Origin of the sequence: Nocardia vaccinii NBRC 15922 (assembly GCF_001613305.1) — a bacterium.
GTDB classification, from domain to species: Bacteria; Actinomycetota; Actinomycetes; order Mycobacteriales; family Mycobacteriaceae; genus Nocardia; species Nocardia vaccinii.
In genome coordinates this window covers 94,696-113,077 of the sequence record NZ_BDCC01000016.1, presented here as the reverse complement: position 1 = coordinate 113,077, position 18,382 = coordinate 94,696, and the positions used below count along the sequence as shown (strand labels likewise).

The following is an 18,382-nucleotide window of genomic DNA, read 5'->3' as shown; positions in this document are numbered from 1 at the left end:
TGGTGTTGGCCTTGCTGAACCTATCGCTTCGCGGGCGATTCCCAGCGGGACGCAGACGCTTCGCCGCTGGGCGCGTCGGCCTTTCGCCTCGCTTCGCTTCGGCGGGGTTTCAGTGTCTGAAGGTTCGTTCAGCCCTCGGTACTCGGCCTTAGGCCATGTGCTTCGAGGGCTGAATGACGAGCTTGTTGTCGCGCGTTCGGGACTCGGGATTCGCCCGTGCGTTTCGAGGGCTGAACGACGAATCCGCTCCGAAAACCTCGGGTGTGTTCTTGCTCGGCCTTTCGCTTCGTGAGCGAGTTCCAGTGGACGGAGATGCCTTGCCGCTGGACACGTTCGGGTGGTCGGGTGAGCGACGTGCGTCACGAGTTGGGCGGGCGATCGGTTGGCCACATCGCAGGTCCGCTGCGGGTGCGCGCGCCGATGAGCCCGAGGCACCGAAAACTGTTGGAGACGGCGTTTCTCGGTCTGACGGTTCCGGTGTACGGAGCTGCTTGGCAGCCGGGCGTCCGCAGGTAGTGGTCGCGGCACGTCATGGCTGTGCCGGACGGGCCGTTGCCGATCGGATGACGGTCGCGGGTTGGGCACTCCGAGGCACCGAAAACCGCCGGAGCGGGCCGGAGGCATTCGGTGCGGACTCCTCAATTATCTACCCGGACAGGGCTGTAGCGGGTAGCACGCCGGTGCGATCGTGTCGGAGGGGATGGTGGGATCGGGGGTGGTCGTACCGGTGGGTTTGGTGAACTCGTCCGGCTCGGAGGTGGTGGCCGCCGGGCCTGTACTGGGATGCTTGCTGTTGCCGCCGCCGGTGCAGGTGGCCGCCACCACCAGGACGATCACCAGGAATCCCAGCAGTACCAGCGGGACGATGCTGCGGCCTCGACGACGGGGCGGCTCGGGCGCCGGGCGCGGGTCGAACGGAACCGAGTACGGCTGCGCCTGAGTCGGATACGGTGCTGCGGCGGAGAAGGATTCGCGCTGTTGCTGGTGCTGTTGCGGGGGGCGGTTCTGTGGGAAGCCGGGCGGGGGCGCGAATTCGCGAGGCGGCCCGGGCTGTTGCTGCTGTTGTCGCGGCGCCGGCTGCTGCGGTGGCGGCGGTTGCGGTGGCCGCGGACGCGGTGCACTGCCGGTGAGCGGAACGCCGGAAACCGGAGCCGCGGGCCCGGAGGGTGTGGAAGCCGCGAGCTGCGGGGCGGCGGCCGGTGCGGGTTCGCGGGTCTGGCCGCGGTCCGCGCGGGGGGCCGGGAATCCCTCGGCGATCAGATCGGAATACGTTGCGGCGGCCGCGAATCCGAGTGTGCCGAGCGCCTGGCCGACCTGCGCGGCATCCCAGGTGTCGGCCGGGGCCGGATTCCTCCCGGATTCGTCACCGGCGATCCGGTTGAAATAGGCCCGCAGCGAGGACGGACCGTCCCCGACGACCACGTCGACACCGCTCGGCAGCGGCCCCTTCTCCAGAGCGATCCGCGTGCCGAGCTGGGGGATCACCAGCACGATGCCGGTCACCGCGACCGACTCGCGACCCGGTGCACAGCGCAGTTCGTGCTCGAGTCCGCGGGTGCGGGTGTCGACCTCCTCCATCGGCTCGGTGCCGGTCTGCACGCCTTCCAGTGGGGCGATCTCGCCATCGATCGTCCACGGTTCGGTGGCGGCGCAGAGCAGCGTGCCGTTCACCCGCTCGGTGAAGCCTTTCAGGACGACCACCACGCACGTCTTGGGCGTCCATACGATGACGTCGGCGCTGTCGGACTTGACGATCGCGATGCCGGGTAACGCGTGTGCTCCGGTCCAGGACTTCAGCCAGTTCACCACTGTGCGCTCGGTGCTGGACAGCCGCGACGGGTCGTCACCACGAACCTTCACCAACATCTGATCAACCCCTGCCCGATGCCTCGTTGCCGACCGAGCGAGCAGCCGCCCGATCACCGTAAAGGGTACGGGGATCCGGGCGAATCGGCTTGCGCGGCAGCACAGATGATGCATCATCGGCGCTGCCGCGCCGCAGCCGGGTCATCCGTCGTTGCGCCAGGCCAGGTAACCGTCGGGCCGGACCAGTACGCGGGTTCCGGGGTTCGCCGCGTATTCGGTGAAGGCGTGCGAGCCGATCGCGGCCAGCTGTCCGCCGCGGGGGCGGGTATCGGGTCCGACCAACGAGTATGCCCGGGTGGCGGTGTCTTCGGGAGCGACCGCGGAGTCGTGCTCGCCGCCGAAATTCAGCAGTGTCGCGTGCGGCCCGCGGAACAATTCGAACAGCCGCACGGTGCTGCCGTCGGCCCGGCGCAGTGGTGCGTCGGGTGCGCGGTCACCAGCGACCAGCGGGCCGGTCGCGTTCGCGGCCCGGTAGGTGATGGCGAGCTGATGGGTGTCCTCGCCCCGGTCCATCGCGTCTTCGGCCCCGGAGACGTGCTTGTCCAGCAGCGCCGCGCTCAGGCCCAGGACCTGCGCGGCGACCGCGCGCCGCTCGGGCTCGTAGGTGTCCAGTGGCGCGGCGTCGCCGCCGAGCGCGGCGGCGAGCTTCCAGCCGAGGTTGTAGCCGTCCTGTATGCCGGTGTTCATACCCTGCCCGCCGGTCGGGGGGTGGGCGTGCGCGGCGTCACCGGCAAGGAACACCCGGCCGACCCGGAAACGTTGTGCCAGGCGGATATTCGGCCGCCACACGGTCGACCACGTCGGTTCGCCCACGACCAGCTCGGTGCGGCCCGAGACCCGGTCGAGCGAGTTCTGGAGTACGGCGCGGGTGGGTTCGGCGTCCTGTGCCAGTGGCGCCGCGAACTGGAACAGATTTCGGCCCGCCAACGGCGTCAGCGCGATTCCGCTCGTCGGCTCGCGCTCGTCGGCGAACCAGTAGCCGTAGCCGTGGTCGAGGGCGTCGACCGGCACGTCGCCCAGCAGCATCCGGATCGACTCGTCGGTTTCGCCCTCGAATGGGATGCCGAGGGTCTTGCGCACGGTGCTGCGGCCGCCGTCGGCGCCGACCAGATAGTCCGCGGGCACCCTTTCGCTGCCACCGGGACCCGCCAGGATGGCGGTGACTCCGTCGGCATCCTGTGTGAATGTGACCAGGGCCGTGGACAATTCGACTCGGACGCCGAATTCGGCGAGACGGGCGCGCAGGATCGCCTCGGTATCGGACTGACCGAGCATCCACGGATTCGGGTACGGCACAGCCGCGGTGGGCTCGCGCACCTCGCTCATGCGGCGCTCGGTGACCAGAACCCCGTCCAGGAACACCCGCGTCAACGGCACCGGAATGCCCGCCGCGTGTATCGCGTCCAGGACGCCGAGATCCTCGAAGACCTCCAGGGTGCGCGGCTGGATGCCGTCGCCGCGCGAGCCCGCGAAGTATTGCGCGGCCTGGTCGATGATCCGGACGCCGACGCCCCGGCGGGCCAGATCGATGGCGAGGGTGAGCCCGGTCGGACCGGCTCCGGCGATGAGTACCTGCGGTGTCATGAGACCTCTCCGTTTCTGAATCTATATTCAGTGAATGCTAATTCAGTATTGAGGTTGGTACTGTCCGCTGTCAAGGAGGTGGTCGCGATGGCCGCGGGTGGCGTGGCGAAGGGCGGACGCAGGGAGCGGTCTGCGGAGACCGAACAGGCGCTCAAGGATGCGGCCCGGCGGCTGTTCGCCGAGCGGGGCTATCTGAACACCAAGATCACCGATATCACCACGGCGGCCGGACGGGCGGCGGGCTCGTTCTACAACCACTTCGCGAGCAAGGAGGAATTGCTCCAGGCGTTACTGGAAGACTTTGCCGCCGAAGGGGATTCCGCGGCGCAGGAGCAGGAGCACAATCCGGATTTCACCGATCCGGACGCGGTGCGTTTCCACGTGGCCGCGTACTGGCGGTTCACCAGGCGGAACTGGCCGGTGCTGCACGCGATGCATCAGGCCGCGCTGGTCAACGCCGACTTCGCGCAGGTGGCGGCGCGTTTCTCGGCGGAGCATCGCAATGAGGTGGCGGATCATCTGGATGGCTTCGACGCCGCGGGCCTGCGGCTGCCCAGCACTCCCGAGGCGAGTCTGGCCATGATGTTCCTGGCGATACACGGGCTGCTCGAGGTGGTCGAGGAGGGCGCGCTCGATCTGAGTGACGAGCAGGCCGTCGAGGGACTGACCCGCTTCGTCTACCGCGGTCTCACCGGGCGGGATTGCTGATTTGCGGGGGCGCTTGCGTCGTACGTCCGGCTCACGCTCGATTCGTCTCTGCGGCAAGCGGTTTCATCGTCAATACGACAGAGCGGGACCGTCGAGGGCCGCGCCAGGTCCGAGTGCTCGAACGGGGGTGACACGATGGCGGTCACCCTCGTCCGATGGCGCGGGTGACGGTCAGGGAAGCAGGACGATCGAGCCGGTGGTCTTGCGGCTCTCCAGATCCAGGTGCGCGCGCTCGGCTTCGGCCAGCGGATAGGTCGCGCCGACCCGCACCCGGAGGGCGCCCGCGGCGATGGCGTTCATGACATCGCCCGCGCGCCATAGCAATTCGGCGCGGTCGCGGGTGTAGTGCGCGAGGGTGGGGCGGGTGATGAACAACGACCCGCCGCTGTTGAGGCGCTGCAGATCGAACGGGGGCACCTGCCCGCTGGCGCCGCCGAACAGCGCGAGCATGCCGCGGACCCGCAGCGAGGCGAGGCCGGCGTCGAAGGTGTCCTTGCCCACGCCGTCGTAGACCGCGGCCACGCCGATCCCGTCGGTCAGCTCGCGCACCCGATCGGCCAGATCGTCGCCGTAGCGCAGCACCTCGGACGCACCGGCCTCGCGCGAGAGCGCCTCCTTCTCGTCGGTGGACACGGTGGTGATGACGCGCACGCCCCGCGCGGCGGCCAGCTGGGTCAGGAGCAGGCCCACACCACCCGAACCCGCGTGCACCAGAATGGTTTCCCCGGCTTCGGGCTTGTAGACCGATTCGATCAGATAATGCGCGGTCATCCCCTGTAGCAGCGCCGACGCGGCCACCGGAGGTTCCACCCCGTCCGGCACCGGGACCGCGATCGCGGCGTCGACGGCCACCTTCTCCGCGTAACTGCCGGGTGCGTCCGCCCAGGCGATCCGGTCGCCGACCCGGATATCGGTCACTTCGGAGCCGACCTCGCGCACCACCCCGGAACCCTCGACCCCCGGGATATACGGCGGATTCGTCCGATAGACGCCGCTGCGGATGTAGGTGTCGATGAAGTTGATGCCGATCGCCTCGGTATCGACGAGGACCTGCCCGGGGCCGATCGCCGGATCGGGTACCTCCCGGTACTGCAGGACCTCGGGACCGCCCAGCTCGGAAACCTGAATCGCATGCATGTGTCGGTTCTACACCCGCACGGGTGTGATCATTCCCGGCAGTGTGCCGATACGGACCTACCGGGCGGTAAACTCGCCGTCATGAGTGCATCCGCGGCCCCAGCCAAGCCGTCGTCCGCCGTGATCGATTCGGTCGAGGATTTCGTCACCGCCCACGGCGGTTCCGCGACCGCGGTACTGCAGCCGCTCGGCCGCATCGGCGTTCGCATCACCCTGGTCGGCGGGGACGGCGTCCTGGGCGACCGTGTCGTCGGCGATCTGACCACCGCGAAGGCCGTGGTCGAGGCCGTACCCGGACTGAGCGAGGCCGAGCACTGGGACCGCGAGCTGACCTCCGTGGTCACCCCGGCCGCGGGTCACTGGGCGAAGATGGCCGGGTGGGTGGCGCACCAGGTCCGCTTCCCCAAGGCGCGAAACGAGCGCTGACCCGGCCCACATCACGTATCCTCTGCAACGCCCGGCACGATCGCCGGGCGTTGCTCGTATCCGGGCGGACCCTACGAGGACGAGGGCGGGAGACATGCGAATCCGGCGTTTGGTGACCGCGGTGGCGGTCGGTGCGTTGTCCCTGATTCCGGTGACGGCGCCGGCCGCCGCGCAACCGGGAGCCCTGCGGGTCTGCACGCCCGGAGACTATCCGCCCTATTCGGTGAGCGACGGGCACGGCGGCTATCGCGGCATCGATGTCGACCTGGTCCGCGGCCTCGGCGAAATACTGCGTCAGCCGGTGGAATTCGTCCCGACGACCTGGTCCGCCATGGCGGTGGATTTCGGCGCGAAGCACTGTGACATCGCCGCGGGCGGCATCTCCGATTCGGCCTCGCGGCGCTCCTACGCGGACTTCTCGATCGGTTACGACACCGACGGGAAGGCGCCCATCGTGCGTGCCGCCGATGCGGGCCGGTACGCGACGATCGAGCAGATCAACCGCCCCGGTGTGCGCGTCGTGGTGAATCCCGGCGGGACCAACGAGGCGTTCGCCCGCACGCATTTCCCGGCCGCGCGGCTGATCCTGTGGCCGGACAACCTGACCATCGTCGATCAGCTCGATCGGGGTCGCGCCGACGTCTTCGTCACCGATTCGGTGGAAGGCCGCTATCGGGTGCGTCAACATCCCGGGCTGCGGGTGCTGCATCCGGATCACCCGTTCGACTCCTCGAACAAGATCTTCCTGCTGCGCCGCGGCGATCCGCTACTGGCGGCCGAGGTGAACGGCTGGCTGGCGAGCCGGCTCGCGAGCGGCGAAGTGAACCGCTCCTTCGACGCCTGGATCGGCCCGCATGCGACCGCCTGAGCGCCATGCCCGTGGGACGTGACGTCGAGCCCCGTGAAAGTCGAGTACCGGTGAGGTGAGGTCGTGAAGGAGACGGAGGCGAGCCGCACGGCGGTGCTGGTGTGCCAGGGCCGCGCCGTGGGGGACGGGCGGCTGGCGCCGGATCGGTTCGCCGATCCTGTTGCGGCACAACTACTTCGCGAGGACGAGCGCGCGGATGTGGAGCTGGCTCGGTCCGGGAACGCGCCGTCGGGCTGGCGGGCGCGGATGCGCTACGAGATGCTCAACGCGACCGCCGCGGTGTTGGTCACCCGGACGGTCGTGATCGATGACGCCGTGCGTGCGGCGGGAAATCCGCAACTGGTGGTCCTCGGGGCGGGGCTGGACGCGCGCGCCTGGCGGATGCCCGAACTGGGCGAGGCCGCGGTATTCGAGGTGGATCACCCTGCCTCGCAAGGGGATAAGCGCGAACGGGCCGAGGGGCTCGAACCGGTCGCGAAATCGCTGTCCTACGTACCGGTGGACTTCGCCCGCGACGCGCTCGGCTCCGCGCTCGCGGCGGGCGGACACGATCCGGCCGCGGCGACGACCTGGATCTGGGAGGGTGTGCTGCCGTATCTGACGACCGAGCAGGTGGAGTCCACCCTCGCGGTCGTGGCCGAACGCTCGGCCGCCGGCAGTCGCCTGGTCGCGACCTATCCGGTGCACAACCGGGTGGCGACGCTCGGCCGCCGGGCATTGCGCCTGTACAGCAGGCTGACCGGTGGCAAGGATCCGCTCGAGCACGAACGGCACATCTCGGCGTGGACGCCGGAGCAGATGGGAGTGCTGCTGGCCGGATACGGCCTGCGGATCACCGTCGACCGGGACTTGCACGAAATCGTCCGAGAACTATCGATTCCGGCCCGGGAATCCCGCTTCTACGGGCTGGGCCGGGTGGCGATCGCGGATCACTCCGGCTGAGCCGCGGATCGGCCGGCGGCTAACCGCAACCGCAGCCTCCGCCGCAGCAGCCGCCACCCGAGGGCGCCGGGGCGGCGGGCGCCGGGCTGTTCGCCGAGCCGGTCAGCGCGATGGTCGTGAGGAGTTTGACGGTGTCGGCATGGCCGTCGGGACACACCGCGGGCGCGCTCGATTCGCTCATCGGCCGCTGGAGTTCGAAGGTGCCGGTGCATTCCCGGCAGCGGTACGCGTAGGTCGGCATAGACAAATTATCCCCGATCGCCGTGATCGCCCGCACTCGGCACCCGCCGAATCGCGCCGAACACGATGCGGTGCAGCGGCTTCAGGCGACCTGGGTGACCGAAGCGGGGGTTTCGGCGGTGATCCGCTCGCGGGTTCGCATCGCGGCCCACAACGCCGCGGTGGCGGCGGTGCATGCGGCCGCGCCGCCGACGTGCACGGCGACCAGTGCGGCGGGGACGTGCGTGAAGTACTGCACGATGCCGACCACCCCCTGTGCGCAGACCAGTGCGATCAGGACGATGTAGCGGTTGCGCAGCGCGCGCGTCATACCCACCGTGGCCAATCCGAAGCCCAGGCCGATCAGCAAGGCCAGGTAGGCGACCAGCATCTGGGCATGGGCGTGCACCAGCGTCACGATCTCGACCTTCAGGCGCACAACGGGTTTGCTGACGCTCTCGTCTCCGGCGTGCGGGCCCGCACCGGTCACCAGGGTTCCGGCGATGAGGGTGGCCGTCAGGGCCAGCGCGCTGAGCGCGGTCAGCCACCGCAGCGGTGCCGGGACGCGCGGCGCGGGAACCGCGTCGTCCGGTTCGCCGATCTTCGCGAACAACAACACCGCCAGCCACACCATCAGCATCGAGACCAGCAGGTGGATCGCGACCGTCCACCACAGCAGTCCGGTGCGCACCGTGATGCCGCCGATGATCGCCTGCAGCACTGTGCCGCCGGGCATCAGCCAGGCGTAGCCGACGACCTCGCGCCGCCGGCGGGCGCGCAGCACCGCCAGCACCACCAGCGCCGCGAACAGCGTCACCCCGAAGGTGAACATGCGATTGGTGAATTCGACCGTCTGATGCCAGACCGGCACCGCCGCGTGCGGCAGCGGGGTGAAACTTCCTGGGAAGCACTGCGGCCAGGTCGGGCAGCCCAGCCCGGAGGAGGTGACGCGCACGACCGCGCCGGTCACCGAGATTCCGGCCTGCGACAGGATCACCAGGAACGCGATGATTCGTTGCAGGCGGAGCGAGGGCAGCGGCAGCAGGTCGACGAGTCGCATGAAGGCGCGTGACAGCACGCACCGATGGTAGCCCCGGCCCGGTCCCGCACCACACCCGGGCTACTACAGTCCGTCGTTTTCGCTCGTCGCGAGCGGTTCGGCGAGACGGCGGGCGCTAGTCGAAACGGAAATAGCGCGTGGCGAGCCAGCCGGTCACGCCGCCCCACACGATCAGCACGACGAGTCCGTACCAGTCGACGCCGGTGCGCAGCGCCTGATCGAGCGTCTGGGCCAGGGCGCCGGACGGTAGCAGTCGAGCGACGATGCTCAGCGGCCGCGGGATGTCACCGGCGGCGAAGACGACACTGGCGACCGCGAGCATCACGAACCACAGGATATTGGCAAGGGCCAGAACGATTTCCGCCTTGAGGGTGCCGCCCAGCAGCAGACCCATCGCGGCGAAGGTCGCCGTGCCCAGGGCGATGACCACCGCGCCGAAGACCAGCCCGCCCGCGCCGGGCCGCCAGCCCAGCGCGACGCCGATCAAACCCAGCAGAATCGATTGCAGCACAACGACTATCAGCACGGCCGCGCATTTCCCGCCGACGATGCCCCAGCGCGGCAGCGCGGTGGCGCCCAGGCGCTTGAGCGCGCCGTAGCGGCGGTCGAAGCCGACCGCGATGGCCTGGCCGGTGAAGGCGGTGGACATGATCGCCACCATCATCACCGCGGGCACGATCCGGTCCACCCGATGCTCGCCGAGACTGCTCAGCGGCAGCAGCGTCAGCCCGACGAGCATGGCGATCGGGATGAACATGGTCAGCAGAAGCTGTTCTCCGTTGCGCAGCAACAGGGTCAGCTCCATCCGGGTCTGTGCGAGGAGCATCGCCGCGCGAGCGGCCGGGCGCGGGGCGGGGGTGAAGGTGCCGGGCGCGAATCGGGCGGAGGTTTCGGTCATCGCGAGTGCCTTCCGCTCGGATGCTGGGCTGGTGCGGACGGGGGAACCGGGACGGACCGAGCACGTCGGGGATGCGGGTGCGCGCTCAATTGCGCAGCTCCCTGCCGGTCAGTTCGAGGAAGACGTCCTCGAGTCGGCGCTGGTCGATCCGAATGTCGGTGGGCAGCACGTCGATTCGCGCGCACCAGGCGGTGAGGGTGGCCAGCACCTGCGGGGTGATGTCGCCGCGGAGCAGATAGGAGCCCGGGGAGGTTTCCTGCGGTGCGAACCCCTCCGGCAGTGCCGTGGTCAGCAGTCGCAGATCGAGTTTGGGTGGTGCGTTGAAATGCAGCTGGCCCTCGGCTCCCGCGGAGGTGACCTCGGCGGGCGTGCCCTGGGCGACGATGCTGCCGTGATCGATGATGACCAGGCGGTCGGCGAGTTGTTCGGCCTCGTCCATCATATGTGTGGTCAGCAGGACCGCGACCCCGTCGCGGCGCAGCGCGTCGATCAGTTCCCAGACCAGATGTCTTGCCTGCGCGTCCATTCCGGCCGTGGGCTCGTCGAGGAACACCATCTCCGGCCGCCCGACCAGCGCGCACGCGAGCGCGAGCCGCTGCTGCTGACCGCCGGACAGCCGCCGGTACGGTGTGCGCCGCGCCTCCCGCAGCCCGAGCGTGTCCAGCAGCCACTGCGGATCGAGCGGATCGGCCGAATAGGCGGCGACCAGATCCAGCATCTCCCCGGCCTTCGAACCGGGATAGGCGCCCCCACCCTGCAGCATCACGCCGATCCGGGGGCGCAGGGCATCGGTGTCGGCGATCGGATCCAGGCCCAGCACCCGCACCGATCCGGCGTCGGGTGCGGAGAATCCCTCGCACATCTCGACGGTCGTCGTCTTGCCGGCGCCATTGGGTCCCAGCAGTGCGACGACCTCCGCGCGGGCCACCTCGAAACTCAGGCCGTCCACGGCGACGGTCTCGCCGAAGCGTTTGCGGACACCGTCGACGCTGACAGCGGGTTCCGATGCGTTCACGAGGTCACACCGTATGCCGCGGGCGGTTGTGACGAGGCAGACACCCCCGTGCGGTCGCGCCACGGCAGCCGGTTGCGGGTGAGCACGATGAATCCGACGCCGACCACGACGGCGGCGCCGGCGGCCTCGATGATCTGGAAGACGCCGAAATCCGCGCCGCGCGGCATGAGGATCATGCCGACCACCGCGGACAGCACGATCGCGGGTGCGCGGAACGCCCGCGTTGTGGCCCAGGCGGCCAGCGGCACGATCGCCCACAGCAGATACCACGGCTGCACCACCGGGAACAGCAGCACGATCGCCGCGAGTGAAACACCCAGGGCCCCAACGGGATGCAACCGCCCGGTCCAGGTGGCCACGAGCATGCGCAGGCTCAGGAACGCGGCGACGGCCCCGGCGATCGGCCGCGTGATGCTCAGGACCGCGGTCGTGTGGTCGCCCAGGCCCAGCAGGACGCCGCCGAATCCGGTGATGACGCCGACCGCGGTCGGCAGTGACATCCAGCTGCGCACCGCCCCGGCGGTGTTGAGCGTGTAGATCCAGCCGAAGCCCAGACCGCTGACATAGCTGACGAACAGCGTGGTGACCACCGCGATGACGCCGAGGACCACCGCGGCCTGCAGCAGTGGGCGCACGCCGCGGCCCCAGCGCCGGGCCAGCGCCATGCCGACGAATCCGAGCACCAGGATCGATGTGAATTTGATCGACGACGACAGGGTGATGACCACCGCGCCGAAGGTCAGCAGCGCCCACTCTTTTCGCCCGAACGGATGCATCGGCTCGGTGCCCGGAATGTCGAGTCCGTGGATGGCACGCAGGCAGAACTCCAGGCCCGCGAGCATCAGCCCGAGCATCAGCGCGTCGTTGTGCACCCCGCCGACCAGGTGGAACAGCACCAGCGGATTGGCCGCGCCGAGCCACAGCGCACTCACCGGCGCGACCCCGCAGCGCCGCGACAGCCGCGGCAGCGCCCAGACGATCAGCGCGACGCCGCCGAGTTCGAGCAGCCGGTGCACCCAGACGCCCGCGATGATGTTGTCGCCGGTCAGCTGGGCGATGCCGCGGCCCATCCACAGGAACAGCGGGCCGTACGGCGCCGGGGTGTCGCGCCAGATGTTGGGCACGTTGTTGGTCAGCACATTGGCCAGGCCCAGCCCCTCGGCCGGGCCGACGACGTACGGATCCATGCCGCGCTCGGCGATCTGGCTCTGCGCGAGATAGGAGTACACGTCGTTGGAGAACATCGGCGGTGCGATCGACAGCGGGACGATCCACAGCAGCAGCGTGCGGTCCAGTTGGGAGCGGCTCAGGCGATGCCGCACCGTACCGCCGAACCCGCCCACCGCGTAGCGGCCCAGCAGCAGCCAAGCCAGCACGACCGCGACCGTGCCGATCATGCACATGGCCAGCGTCGGGGTGGCGGCGCGGGCGAACAGCCCGACCACCCGCATGCCGGAGACCGGATTCTGGTGGACCGGTTGTGCGCCCACGCCCAGGGCGCTGATCGCCATCAATACCGCGCCGGTGGCTCCCAAGAGGCGAATTCGCTTGAACTGTGCGGTTTCTCGGGCGTTGAGGCCGGGGGCATCGGCTTCGTTCGTATGGAGGACCGCGATGGTGTGGTCGGCAGGGGGCACGTCCAGGCCCAATGCCCGGCGAGTCACTCCGATGGATTTGCGCCGAATGTCTTCCACTACCGCCACGGGGTAGAGCGTAGCTGTGTCTTTTTTGCGCCGAAAACCTTGGAGTTGATGTTGCTGAACCTATCGCTTCGCGGGCGACTTCCGGCCGGACAGAGACGCTTCGCCGCTGGGTGCGTGGGGGTGGCTGGGTTGGTTCGGAGGCTCGGGTGAGAGCTGGGCTCGCCTGCGGTAACGGTAATCGGCGTGGCGGGCTTGTTGCGAAATTCAACGGGTCGCAGCAGTGGTGTGAGGAAGCCGGCAGGTTAAGGGAAATGCGCTCGAGCAGCGGTTATGTCTGTTTCCGAGGTCGAGGAAGGTGAACCTTACTAGAATGCGGGATGGAATTCCGTCACACTGATGTTGTGAAAACCGTGGGTTTGCGGAATGCGGAAACTTCCGCCGGGCGCCGGGAGGGCGCTCGGAGTGCTGTCGCGCCCGCCGCGCCGGCGGGCGAGGGGCACACCCGTGAAGCGGTCGTTCAGTTGCTGCTCGAGCAGGGGCCGGTGACGGCCACGGCCATCGGTGAGCGGCTGGGGTTGAGCCCGGCCGGTGTGCGTCGGCATCTGGACGCGCTGATCGATTCCGGTGAGGCGCGGGCGACCCGGTCCGCGCCCTGGCAGCAGAAGGGCCGCGGGCGTCCCGCCAAGCAATATCAGCTGACCGCGGCGGGCCGGGGACGGCTCGGGCACGCGTACGACGATCTGGCCGGTGCGGCCATGCGCCAGTTGCGCGAGATCGGCGGTCAGGCCGCGATCACCGATTTCGCGCGCAAGCGGGTGTCGACGATCGTGGCCGGTATCGATCGCCTCGCCCGGCACACGCCGGAGACGACCTCGGCCAAGGCGCGCGAGATCGCCGAGGCGTTCACCGATGCCGGATTCGCCGCCTCGACGCGCAAAGTCGGTGCGGGAGTTCAGATCTGCCAGCATCACTGCCCGGTGTCGCATGTGGCCGAGGAATTTCCGGAACTGTGCGCGGCAGAGCTGGAAGCCTTTCGTGAGCTGCTCGGCACCCATGTGCAGCGCCTGGCGACCATCGCCAACGGCGACTGCGCCTGCACCACCCACGTGCCACTGGTCGTTCCGGCGGCCTCCGAAACCGCAACCCTCGATGAGAACGAATCCGACGCCGCCGCGCAGCCCGCGACGGCATCTCGCAACAACTCCGGAAGGAGTGCCGAATGACGACGACGACCGATCAGTCGCAGCCGCTGACCCAGGAGGAGACCATTGCCTCCCTGGGCACCTACGGCTACGGCTGGGCAGACAAGGACGTCGCAGGTGCCAGCGCCCGGCGAGGCCTGTCCGAGGAGGTCGTGCGCGACATCTCGGCGAAGAAGAACGAGCCCGACTGGATGCTCGAAGCGCGCCTGAAGGCACTGCGCATCTTCGACCGCAAGCCGATGCCGGGCTGGGGTTCGAACCTCGAGGGCATCGACTTCGACAACATCAAGTACTTCGTGCGCTCGACCGAGAAGCAGGCCGAGAGCTGGGAAGATCTGCCCGAGGACATCAAGAACACCTACGACAAGCTGGGCATCCCGGAAGCGGAGAAGCAGCGCTTGGTCGCCGGTGTCGCCGCGCAGTACGAGTCCGAGGTCGTCTACCACCAGATCCGCGAAGACCTGGAGGCCCAAGGCGTCATCTTCCTGGACACCGACACCGGACTGCGCGAGCACCCGGAGATCTTCCAGCAGTACTTCGGCTCGGTCATCCCCGCCGGTGACAACAAGTTCTCCGCGCTGAACACCGCGGTGTGGTCGGGCGGTTCGTTCATCTACGTGCCGCCGGGCGTGCACGTGGACATCCCGTTGCAGGCCTACTTCCGGATCAACACCGAGAACATGGGCCAGTTCGAGCGCACGCTGATCATCGTCGACGAGGGCGCCTACGTGCACTACGTCGAGGGTTGCACCGCGCCGATCTACAAGTCCGATTCGCTGCACTCCGCGGTGGTCGAGATCATCGTGAAGAAGGGTGGCCGCTGCCGCTACACCACCATCCAGAACTGGTCGAACAACGTCTACAACCTGGTCACCAAGCGGGCCAAGGCCGAGGCGGGCGCGACCATGGAGTGGATCGACGGCAACATCGGCTCCAAGGTCACCATGAAGTACCCGGCGGTCTGGATGACCGGCGAATACGCTCGCGGCGAGGTGCTCTCGGTGGCGTTCGCCGGTGAGGGCCAGCACCAGGACACCGGCGCGAAGATGCTGCACCTGGCGCCGCACACCTCCTCGAACATCGTGTCCAAGTCGGTGGCGCGCGGCGGCGGCCGGTCCTCCTACCGCGGTCTGGTCCAGGTCAACAAGGGTGCGCACGGTTCGCATTCGTCGGTGAAATGCGATGCGCTGCTGGTGGATACGATCAGCCGCTCGGACACCTACCCGTACGTCGACATCCGCGAGGACGACGTCACGATGGGGCACGAGGCCACCGTCTCGAAGGTGTCCGACGATCAGCTGTTCTACCTGATGAGCCGCGGTATGACCGAGGACGAGGCGATGGCGATGGTGGTGCGCGGCTTCGTCGAGCCCATCGCCAAGGAACTGCCCATGGAGTATGCGCTCGAGCTGAACCGCCTGATCGAGCTGCAGATGGAAGGAGCCGTCGGCTGATGCCGGTCGAGAACATCGCAGAAGCCGGCGAGGCCCGCGTGAGCGGAGCGAACCATCGGCAGAGCCCCGCGCTCAACAAGGGCGAGGTCTTCACCTCGTTCGACGTGAATGCCTTCGAGGTACCCTCGGGCCGGGACGAGGCGTGGCGGTTCACCCCGCTGCGCCGCCTGCGCGGTCTGCACGACGGCACCGCGGGGGAGAACTCCGGTGGGGCGATCGAGGTGTCCGCCGTTCCGAACCTGACGGACGCCGGTGTGTCCGTCACCTCGGTCGCCCGGGACGACGATCGACTCGGCGTCGCCGGTGCTCCCGCGGATCGCGTTGCCGCCCAGGCGTTCTCGTCTTTCCAGTACGCTGTGATCGTCGAGATCGGCGCAGAACGGGAGGTCGCCGAGCCGGTCTCGGTGACCGTCGAGGGGCCGGGTGCGGACAAGTACGGCTACGGCCACCTGCAGATCCGGCTCGGCGCCTTCGCCAAGGCGACGGTCGTCATCGACTACCGTGGCAGCGGAACCTATGCCGAGAACGTGGAATTCATCGTAGGCGACAGCGCGAAGCTCACCGTCGTGGCCGTGCAGGACTGGGCGGACGACGCCGTGCACGCCACAGCGCAACACGCGAAACTGGGCCGCGACGCGGTGCTGCGGCACACCAACGTCACCCTGGGCGGCGACCTGGTACGCCTGACCGAGACCGTCCGCTTCGACGGCCCCGGCGGCGACGCGGAACTGCTCGGCCTGTACTTCGCCGACGACGGACAGCACTTCGAGCAGCGCCTGCTGGTGGATCACGCGGTGCCGCACTGCAAGTCGAACGTGCTGTACAAGGGCGCGCTGCAGGGCGATCCGTCCTCGGACCGGCCCGACGCGCGCACCGTCTGGGTCGGCGACGTGCTGATCCGCGCCGCGGCCGAGGGCACCGACACCTATGAGGCCAACCGCAACCTGGTGCTCACCGACGGCGCCCGCGCCGACTCGGTGCCGAACCTCGAGATCGAGACCGGTGAGATCGTCGGCGCCGGACATGCCTCGGCCACCGGGCGTTTCGACGACGAGCAGCTGTTCTACCTGCGCGCTCGCGGTATTCCGGAGGAGACCGCCCGCCGTCTGGTGGTGCGCGGATTCTTCCACGAGATCATCCAGAAGATCACGGTCCCGCAGGTCCGGGAGCGGCTCGAGGCGGCCGTGGAGGCCGAACTCGCCGCTATCGGGGTTTGAACACTGTCGGCTGACTCCATTTCTTCCACCCCCGCAAAGGAATTCGATTCGATGACCATCCTGGAAATCAAGGACCTGCACGTCGAGGTCGCCAATCCGGACGAGTCCGGTGACCCGATCCGGATCCTCAACGGCGTGAACCTCACCATCAAATCCGGTGAGACGCACGCCATCATGGGTCCGAACGGCTCGGGCAAGTCGACGCTGTCGTACGCGATCGCCGGACACCCCAAGTACACCGTCACCCAGGGCTCGATCACCCTGGACGGCGAGGACGTACTGGCCATGTCGGTCGACGAGCGCGCCCGCGCGGGCCTGTTCCTGGCCATGCAGTACCCGGTCGAGGTTCCCGGCGTGTCCATGTCGAACTTCCTGCGCACCGCCGCCACCGCGGTCCGCGGCGAGGCGCCCAAGCTGCGTACCTGGGTCAAGGAGGTGAAGGAGTCGATGAAGGAACTCGAGATCGACTCCGCCTTCGCCGACCGCAGCGTCAACGAGGGCTTCTCCGGCGGTGAGAAGAAGCGTCACGAGATCCTTCAGCTCGGCCTGCTGAAGCCGAAGATCGCCATCCTGGACGAGACCGATTCGGGTCTGGACGTGGACGCGCTGCGGATCGTGTCCGAGGGCGTGAACCGCTACGCCGAACGCGGCTGGGATGATGGCTCCGGCACGCCTACGGCAGGCGGCATCCTGCTGATCACCCACTACACCCGGATCCTGCGGTACATCCAGCCGCAGTTCGTGCACGTGTTCGTCGGCGGCCGCATCGTGGCCGAGGGCGGACCCGAGCTGGCCGAGGAACTGGACGCCAACGGATACGTGCGATTCACCTCTGCCGCCGTAGGAGCATGAGATGACCGTTGTCTCGGACGTGACCGTTCCGGCCCTGGACGTGGCTCGCATCCGGGCCGACTTCCCGATTCTGAGCCGCACGGTGCGCGACGGGAAGCCGTTGGTGTACCTGGATTCGGGCGCGACCGCGCAGCGACCGCTGCAGGTGCTCGACGCCGAGCGCAAGTTCCTGCTCGAGCACAACGCGGCCGTGCACCGCAGCGCGCACGCCCTGGCCGAGGAGGCCAACGACGCCTACGAGGCCGCGCGTGCCACCATCGCGGCGTTCGTCGGCGTCGGCGCGGACGAGATCGTCTACACCAAGAACGCCACCGAATCGCTGAATCTGGTCGCCTACGCCTTCTCCGACGACCGCTTCCGGTACCGCCTGGGCGCCGGCGACGAGATCGTGATCACCGAGGTGGAGCACCACGCGAATCTCGTCCCGTGGCAGGAGTTGGCTCGTCGCACGGGCGCCACGCTGCGCTGGTACGACGCCACCGACGAAGGCCGGATCGATCTGGATTCGCTGGATCTGTCGCCGCGCACCAAGGTGGTGGCTTTCACCCACCAGTCCAATGTGACCGGGGCGGTCGCGCCGGTGGCCGAATTGGTCCGGCGCGCAAAGGAAGTCGGCGCTCTCGTGGTGCTGGATGCCTGCCAGTCGGTGCCGCACATGCCGGTGGATCTGCGCGAGCTGGGTGTGGATTTCGCCGCCTTCTCCGGGCACAAGATGCTCGGCCCGTCCGGCATCGGCATCCTGTACGGCCGTCGCGCGCTGCTCGAGGACACTCCGCCGTTCATCACCGGCGGGTCGATGATCGAGACGGTCTACATGGACCACAGCACATTCGCGCCGCCGCCGCAGCGGTTCGAGGCCGGATCCCAGATGATCTCGCAGGTCGTCGGATTGGCTGCGGCGATCGATTACCTCGGCGGCGTCGGCATGGCATCCGTTGCGGCACATGAGCATTCGCTGGTCGGCGCGGCGCTGGCCGGTCTGGGCGAGCTGGACGGCGTGCGGATCATCGGTCCGACCGAGAACGTGGACCGCGGCGGTGCGGTGTCCTTCGTCGTCGATGGCGTACACGCGCACGACGTCGGCCAGATCCTGGACGACGAGGGTGTGGCGATCCGTGTCGGGCACCACTGCGCGTGGCCGCTGCACCGCCGGTTCGGCATCGCCGCGACCGCCCGGGCGTCGTTCGCGCTGTACAACACCCTGGACGAGGTGGACGCCCTGGTCGCCGCTGTGCGCAAGGCGCAGAGCTTCTTCGGTGTGAGCTCGGGCGAGCAGTAGACAGGAGGGGAA

17 protein-coding genes are annotated in these 18,382 nt (G+C 68.6%); 9 read left to right on the top strand and 8 right to left on the bottom strand.

Features of this window, described 5'->3' with window-relative positions; genetic code table 11:
* Nucleotides 1-642 precede the first annotated feature (642 nt).
* Both NV1_RS12370 and NV1_RS12365 read right to left on the bottom strand, forming a co-directional pair.
* On the bottom strand, nucleotides 643-1,866 hold the full coding sequence (locus NV1_RS12370) for a hypothetical protein (protein WP_067889772.1): 1,224 nt from the start codon (nucleotides 1,864-1,866) through the stop codon (nucleotides 643-645).
* A gap of 141 nt (nucleotides 1,867-2,007) precedes the next feature.
* Nucleotides 2,008-3,450 carry an FAD-dependent monooxygenase gene (locus NV1_RS12365; protein WP_067889769.1) on the bottom strand — a complete coding sequence of 481 codons (1,443 nt, stop codon included), beginning with the start codon at nucleotides 3,448-3,450 and terminating at the stop codon, nucleotides 2,008-2,010.
* A gap of 54 nt (nucleotides 3,451-3,504) precedes the next feature.
* Between NV1_RS12365 and NV1_RS12360 the strand changes: the two genes are divergently transcribed.
* On the top strand, nucleotides 3,505-4,158 hold the full coding sequence (locus NV1_RS12360) for a TetR/AcrR family transcriptional regulator (RefSeq protein WP_245713682.1): 654 nt from the start codon (nucleotides 3,505-3,507) through the stop codon (nucleotides 4,156-4,158).
* 171 nt (nucleotides 4,159-4,329) lie between these two features.
* Here the strand turns inward: NV1_RS12360 and NV1_RS12355 are convergent, their stop codons facing one another.
* Complete coding sequence (locus NV1_RS12355; RefSeq protein WP_067889766.1) at nucleotides 4,330-5,295, bottom strand: quinone oxidoreductase family protein; 966 nt, start codon at nucleotides 5,293-5,295, stop codon at nucleotides 4,330-4,332.
* An 81-nt stretch (nucleotides 5,296-5,376) separates the two neighbouring features.
* Between NV1_RS12355 and NV1_RS12350 the strand changes: the two genes are divergently transcribed.
* From NV1_RS12350 to NV1_RS12340, 3 genes are all read left to right on the top strand, one after another.
* A complete protein-coding gene (locus tag NV1_RS12350) occupies nucleotides 5,377-5,721 on the top strand; it encodes a hypothetical protein (protein ID WP_067889761.1) in 345 nt (114 codons plus the stop codon).
* A 94-nt stretch (nucleotides 5,722-5,815) separates the two neighbouring features.
* Nucleotides 5,816-6,589, top strand: coding sequence for a transporter substrate-binding domain-containing protein (locus NV1_RS12345; RefSeq protein WP_067889758.1), 774 nt, complete (start codon nucleotides 5,816-5,818; stop codon nucleotides 6,587-6,589).
* Nucleotides 6,590-6,652: 63 nt separating this feature from the next.
* Nucleotides 6,653-7,531 carry a class I SAM-dependent methyltransferase gene (locus NV1_RS12340; protein WP_067889754.1) on the top strand — a complete coding sequence of 293 codons (879 nt, stop codon included), beginning with the start codon at nucleotides 6,653-6,655 and terminating at the stop codon, nucleotides 7,529-7,531.
* Nucleotides 7,532-7,550: 19 nt separating this feature from the next.
* On the opposite strand, the gene NV1_RS12335 is transcribed toward NV1_RS12340, so the two are convergent.
* The 5 genes from NV1_RS12335 to mptB all read right to left on the bottom strand — a co-directional run bounded on the left by NV1_RS12335 (nucleotide 7,551) and on the right by mptB (nucleotide 12,426).
* Nucleotides 7,551-7,772 carry an FmdB family zinc ribbon protein gene (locus NV1_RS12335; RefSeq protein ID WP_067889819.1) on the bottom strand — a complete coding sequence of 74 codons (222 nt, stop codon included), beginning with the start codon at nucleotides 7,770-7,772 and terminating at the stop codon, nucleotides 7,551-7,553.
* 81 nt (nucleotides 7,773-7,853) lie between these two features.
* Nucleotides 7,854-8,828: a COX15/CtaA family protein gene (locus tag NV1_RS12330; protein WP_245713681.1), complete on the bottom strand. Its 975-nt coding sequence runs from the start codon at nucleotides 8,826-8,828 to the stop codon at nucleotides 7,854-7,856.
* Between the two features lie 97 nt (nucleotides 8,829-8,925).
* A complete protein-coding gene (locus tag NV1_RS12325) occupies nucleotides 8,926-9,708 on the bottom strand; it encodes an ABC transporter permease (RefSeq protein ID WP_067889748.1) in 783 nt (260 codons plus the stop codon).
* An 85-nt stretch (nucleotides 9,709-9,793) separates the two neighbouring features.
* Nucleotides 9,794-10,723 carry an ABC transporter ATP-binding protein gene (locus NV1_RS12320; protein ID WP_067889744.1) on the bottom strand — a complete coding sequence of 310 codons (930 nt, stop codon included), beginning with the start codon at nucleotides 10,721-10,723 and terminating at the stop codon, nucleotides 9,794-9,796.
* Complete coding sequence (gene mptB / locus NV1_RS12315; protein WP_067889741.1) at nucleotides 10,720-12,426, bottom strand: polyprenol phosphomannose-dependent alpha 1,6 mannosyltransferase MptB; 1,707 nt, start codon at nucleotides 12,424-12,426, stop codon at nucleotides 10,720-10,722. Before mptB ends, NV1_RS12320 begins: the two co-directional genes overlap by 4 nt.
* A 317-nt stretch (nucleotides 12,427-12,743) precedes the next feature.
* Here mptB and NV1_RS12310 point away from each other — a divergent pair, with 317 nt between their 5' ends.
* Genes NV1_RS12310 through NV1_RS12290 form a run of 5 tightly spaced genes read left to right on the top strand, consistent with a single transcriptional unit; the run spans nucleotide 12,744 to nucleotide 18,370 of the window.
* Nucleotides 12,744-13,589, top strand: coding sequence for a helix-turn-helix transcriptional regulator (locus NV1_RS12310; protein WP_084525318.1), 846 nt, complete (start codon nucleotides 12,744-12,746; stop codon nucleotides 13,587-13,589).
* Nucleotides 13,586-15,022: a Fe-S cluster assembly protein SufB gene (sufB, locus tag NV1_RS12305; protein WP_067889738.1), complete on the top strand. Its 1,437-nt coding sequence runs from the start codon at nucleotides 13,586-13,588 to the stop codon at nucleotides 15,020-15,022. Before NV1_RS12310 ends, sufB begins: the two co-directional genes overlap by 4 nt.
* Nucleotides 15,022-16,239 (top strand): Fe-S cluster assembly protein SufD, encoded by a 1,218-nt coding sequence (gene sufD, locus NV1_RS12300; RefSeq protein WP_067889735.1) that lies wholly within the window; start codon nucleotides 15,022-15,024, stop codon nucleotides 16,237-16,239. Before sufB ends, sufD begins: the two co-directional genes overlap by 1 nt.
* Before the next feature lie 51 nt (nucleotides 16,240-16,290).
* Nucleotides 16,291-17,091, top strand: coding sequence for a Fe-S cluster assembly ATPase SufC (gene sufC / locus NV1_RS12295; RefSeq protein WP_067889732.1), 801 nt, complete (start codon nucleotides 16,291-16,293; stop codon nucleotides 17,089-17,091).
* Nucleotide 17,092: 1 nt separating this feature from the next.
* Nucleotides 17,093-18,370, top strand: a complete 1,278-nt coding sequence (locus NV1_RS12290; RefSeq protein WP_067889730.1) for a cysteine desulfurase — start codon at nucleotides 17,093-17,095, stop codon at nucleotides 18,368-18,370.
* Nucleotides 18,371-18,382 lie beyond the last annotated feature (12 nt).

Coding starts and splice junctions, on each gene's coding strand:
- NV1_RS12370 (WP_067889772.1), bottom strand. CDS start 1,866: ATGTTGGTGAAGGTTCGTGGTGACGACCCGTCGCGGCTGTCCAGCACC.
- NV1_RS12365 (WP_067889769.1), bottom strand. CDS start 3,450: ATGACACCGCAGGTACTCATCGCCGGAGCCGGTCCGACCGGGCTCACC.
- NV1_RS12355 (WP_067889766.1), bottom strand. CDS start 5,295: ATGCATGCGATTCAGGTTTCCGAGCTGGGCGGTCCCGAGGTCCTGCAG.
- NV1_RS12350 (WP_067889761.1), top strand. CDS start 5,377: ATGAGTGCATCCGCGGCCCCAGCCAAGCCGTCGTCCGCCGTGATCGAT.
- NV1_RS12345 (WP_067889758.1), top strand. CDS start 5,816: ATGCGAATCCGGCGTTTGGTGACCGCGGTGGCGGTCGGTGCGTTGTCC.
- NV1_RS12335 (WP_067889819.1), bottom strand. CDS start 7,772: ATGCCGACCTACGCGTACCGCTGCCGGGAATGCACCGGCACCTTCGAA.
- NV1_RS12325 (WP_067889748.1), bottom strand. CDS start 9,708: ATGACCGAAACCTCCGCCCGATTCGCGCCCGGCACCTTCACCCCCGCC.
- NV1_RS12310 (WP_084525318.1), top strand. CDS start 12,744: ATGGAATTCCGTCACACTGATGTTGTGAAAACCGTGGGTTTGCGGAAT.
- sufB (WP_067889738.1), top strand. CDS start 13,586: ATGACGACGACGACCGATCAGTCGCAGCCGCTGACCCAGGAGGAGACC.
- sufD (WP_067889735.1), top strand. CDS start 15,022: ATGCCGGTCGAGAACATCGCAGAAGCCGGCGAGGCCCGCGTGAGCGGA.
- sufC (WP_067889732.1), top strand. CDS start 16,291: ATGACCATCCTGGAAATCAAGGACCTGCACGTCGAGGTCGCCAATCCG.
- NV1_RS12290 (WP_067889730.1), top strand. CDS start 17,093: ATGACCGTTGTCTCGGACGTGACCGTTCCGGCCCTGGACGTGGCTCGC.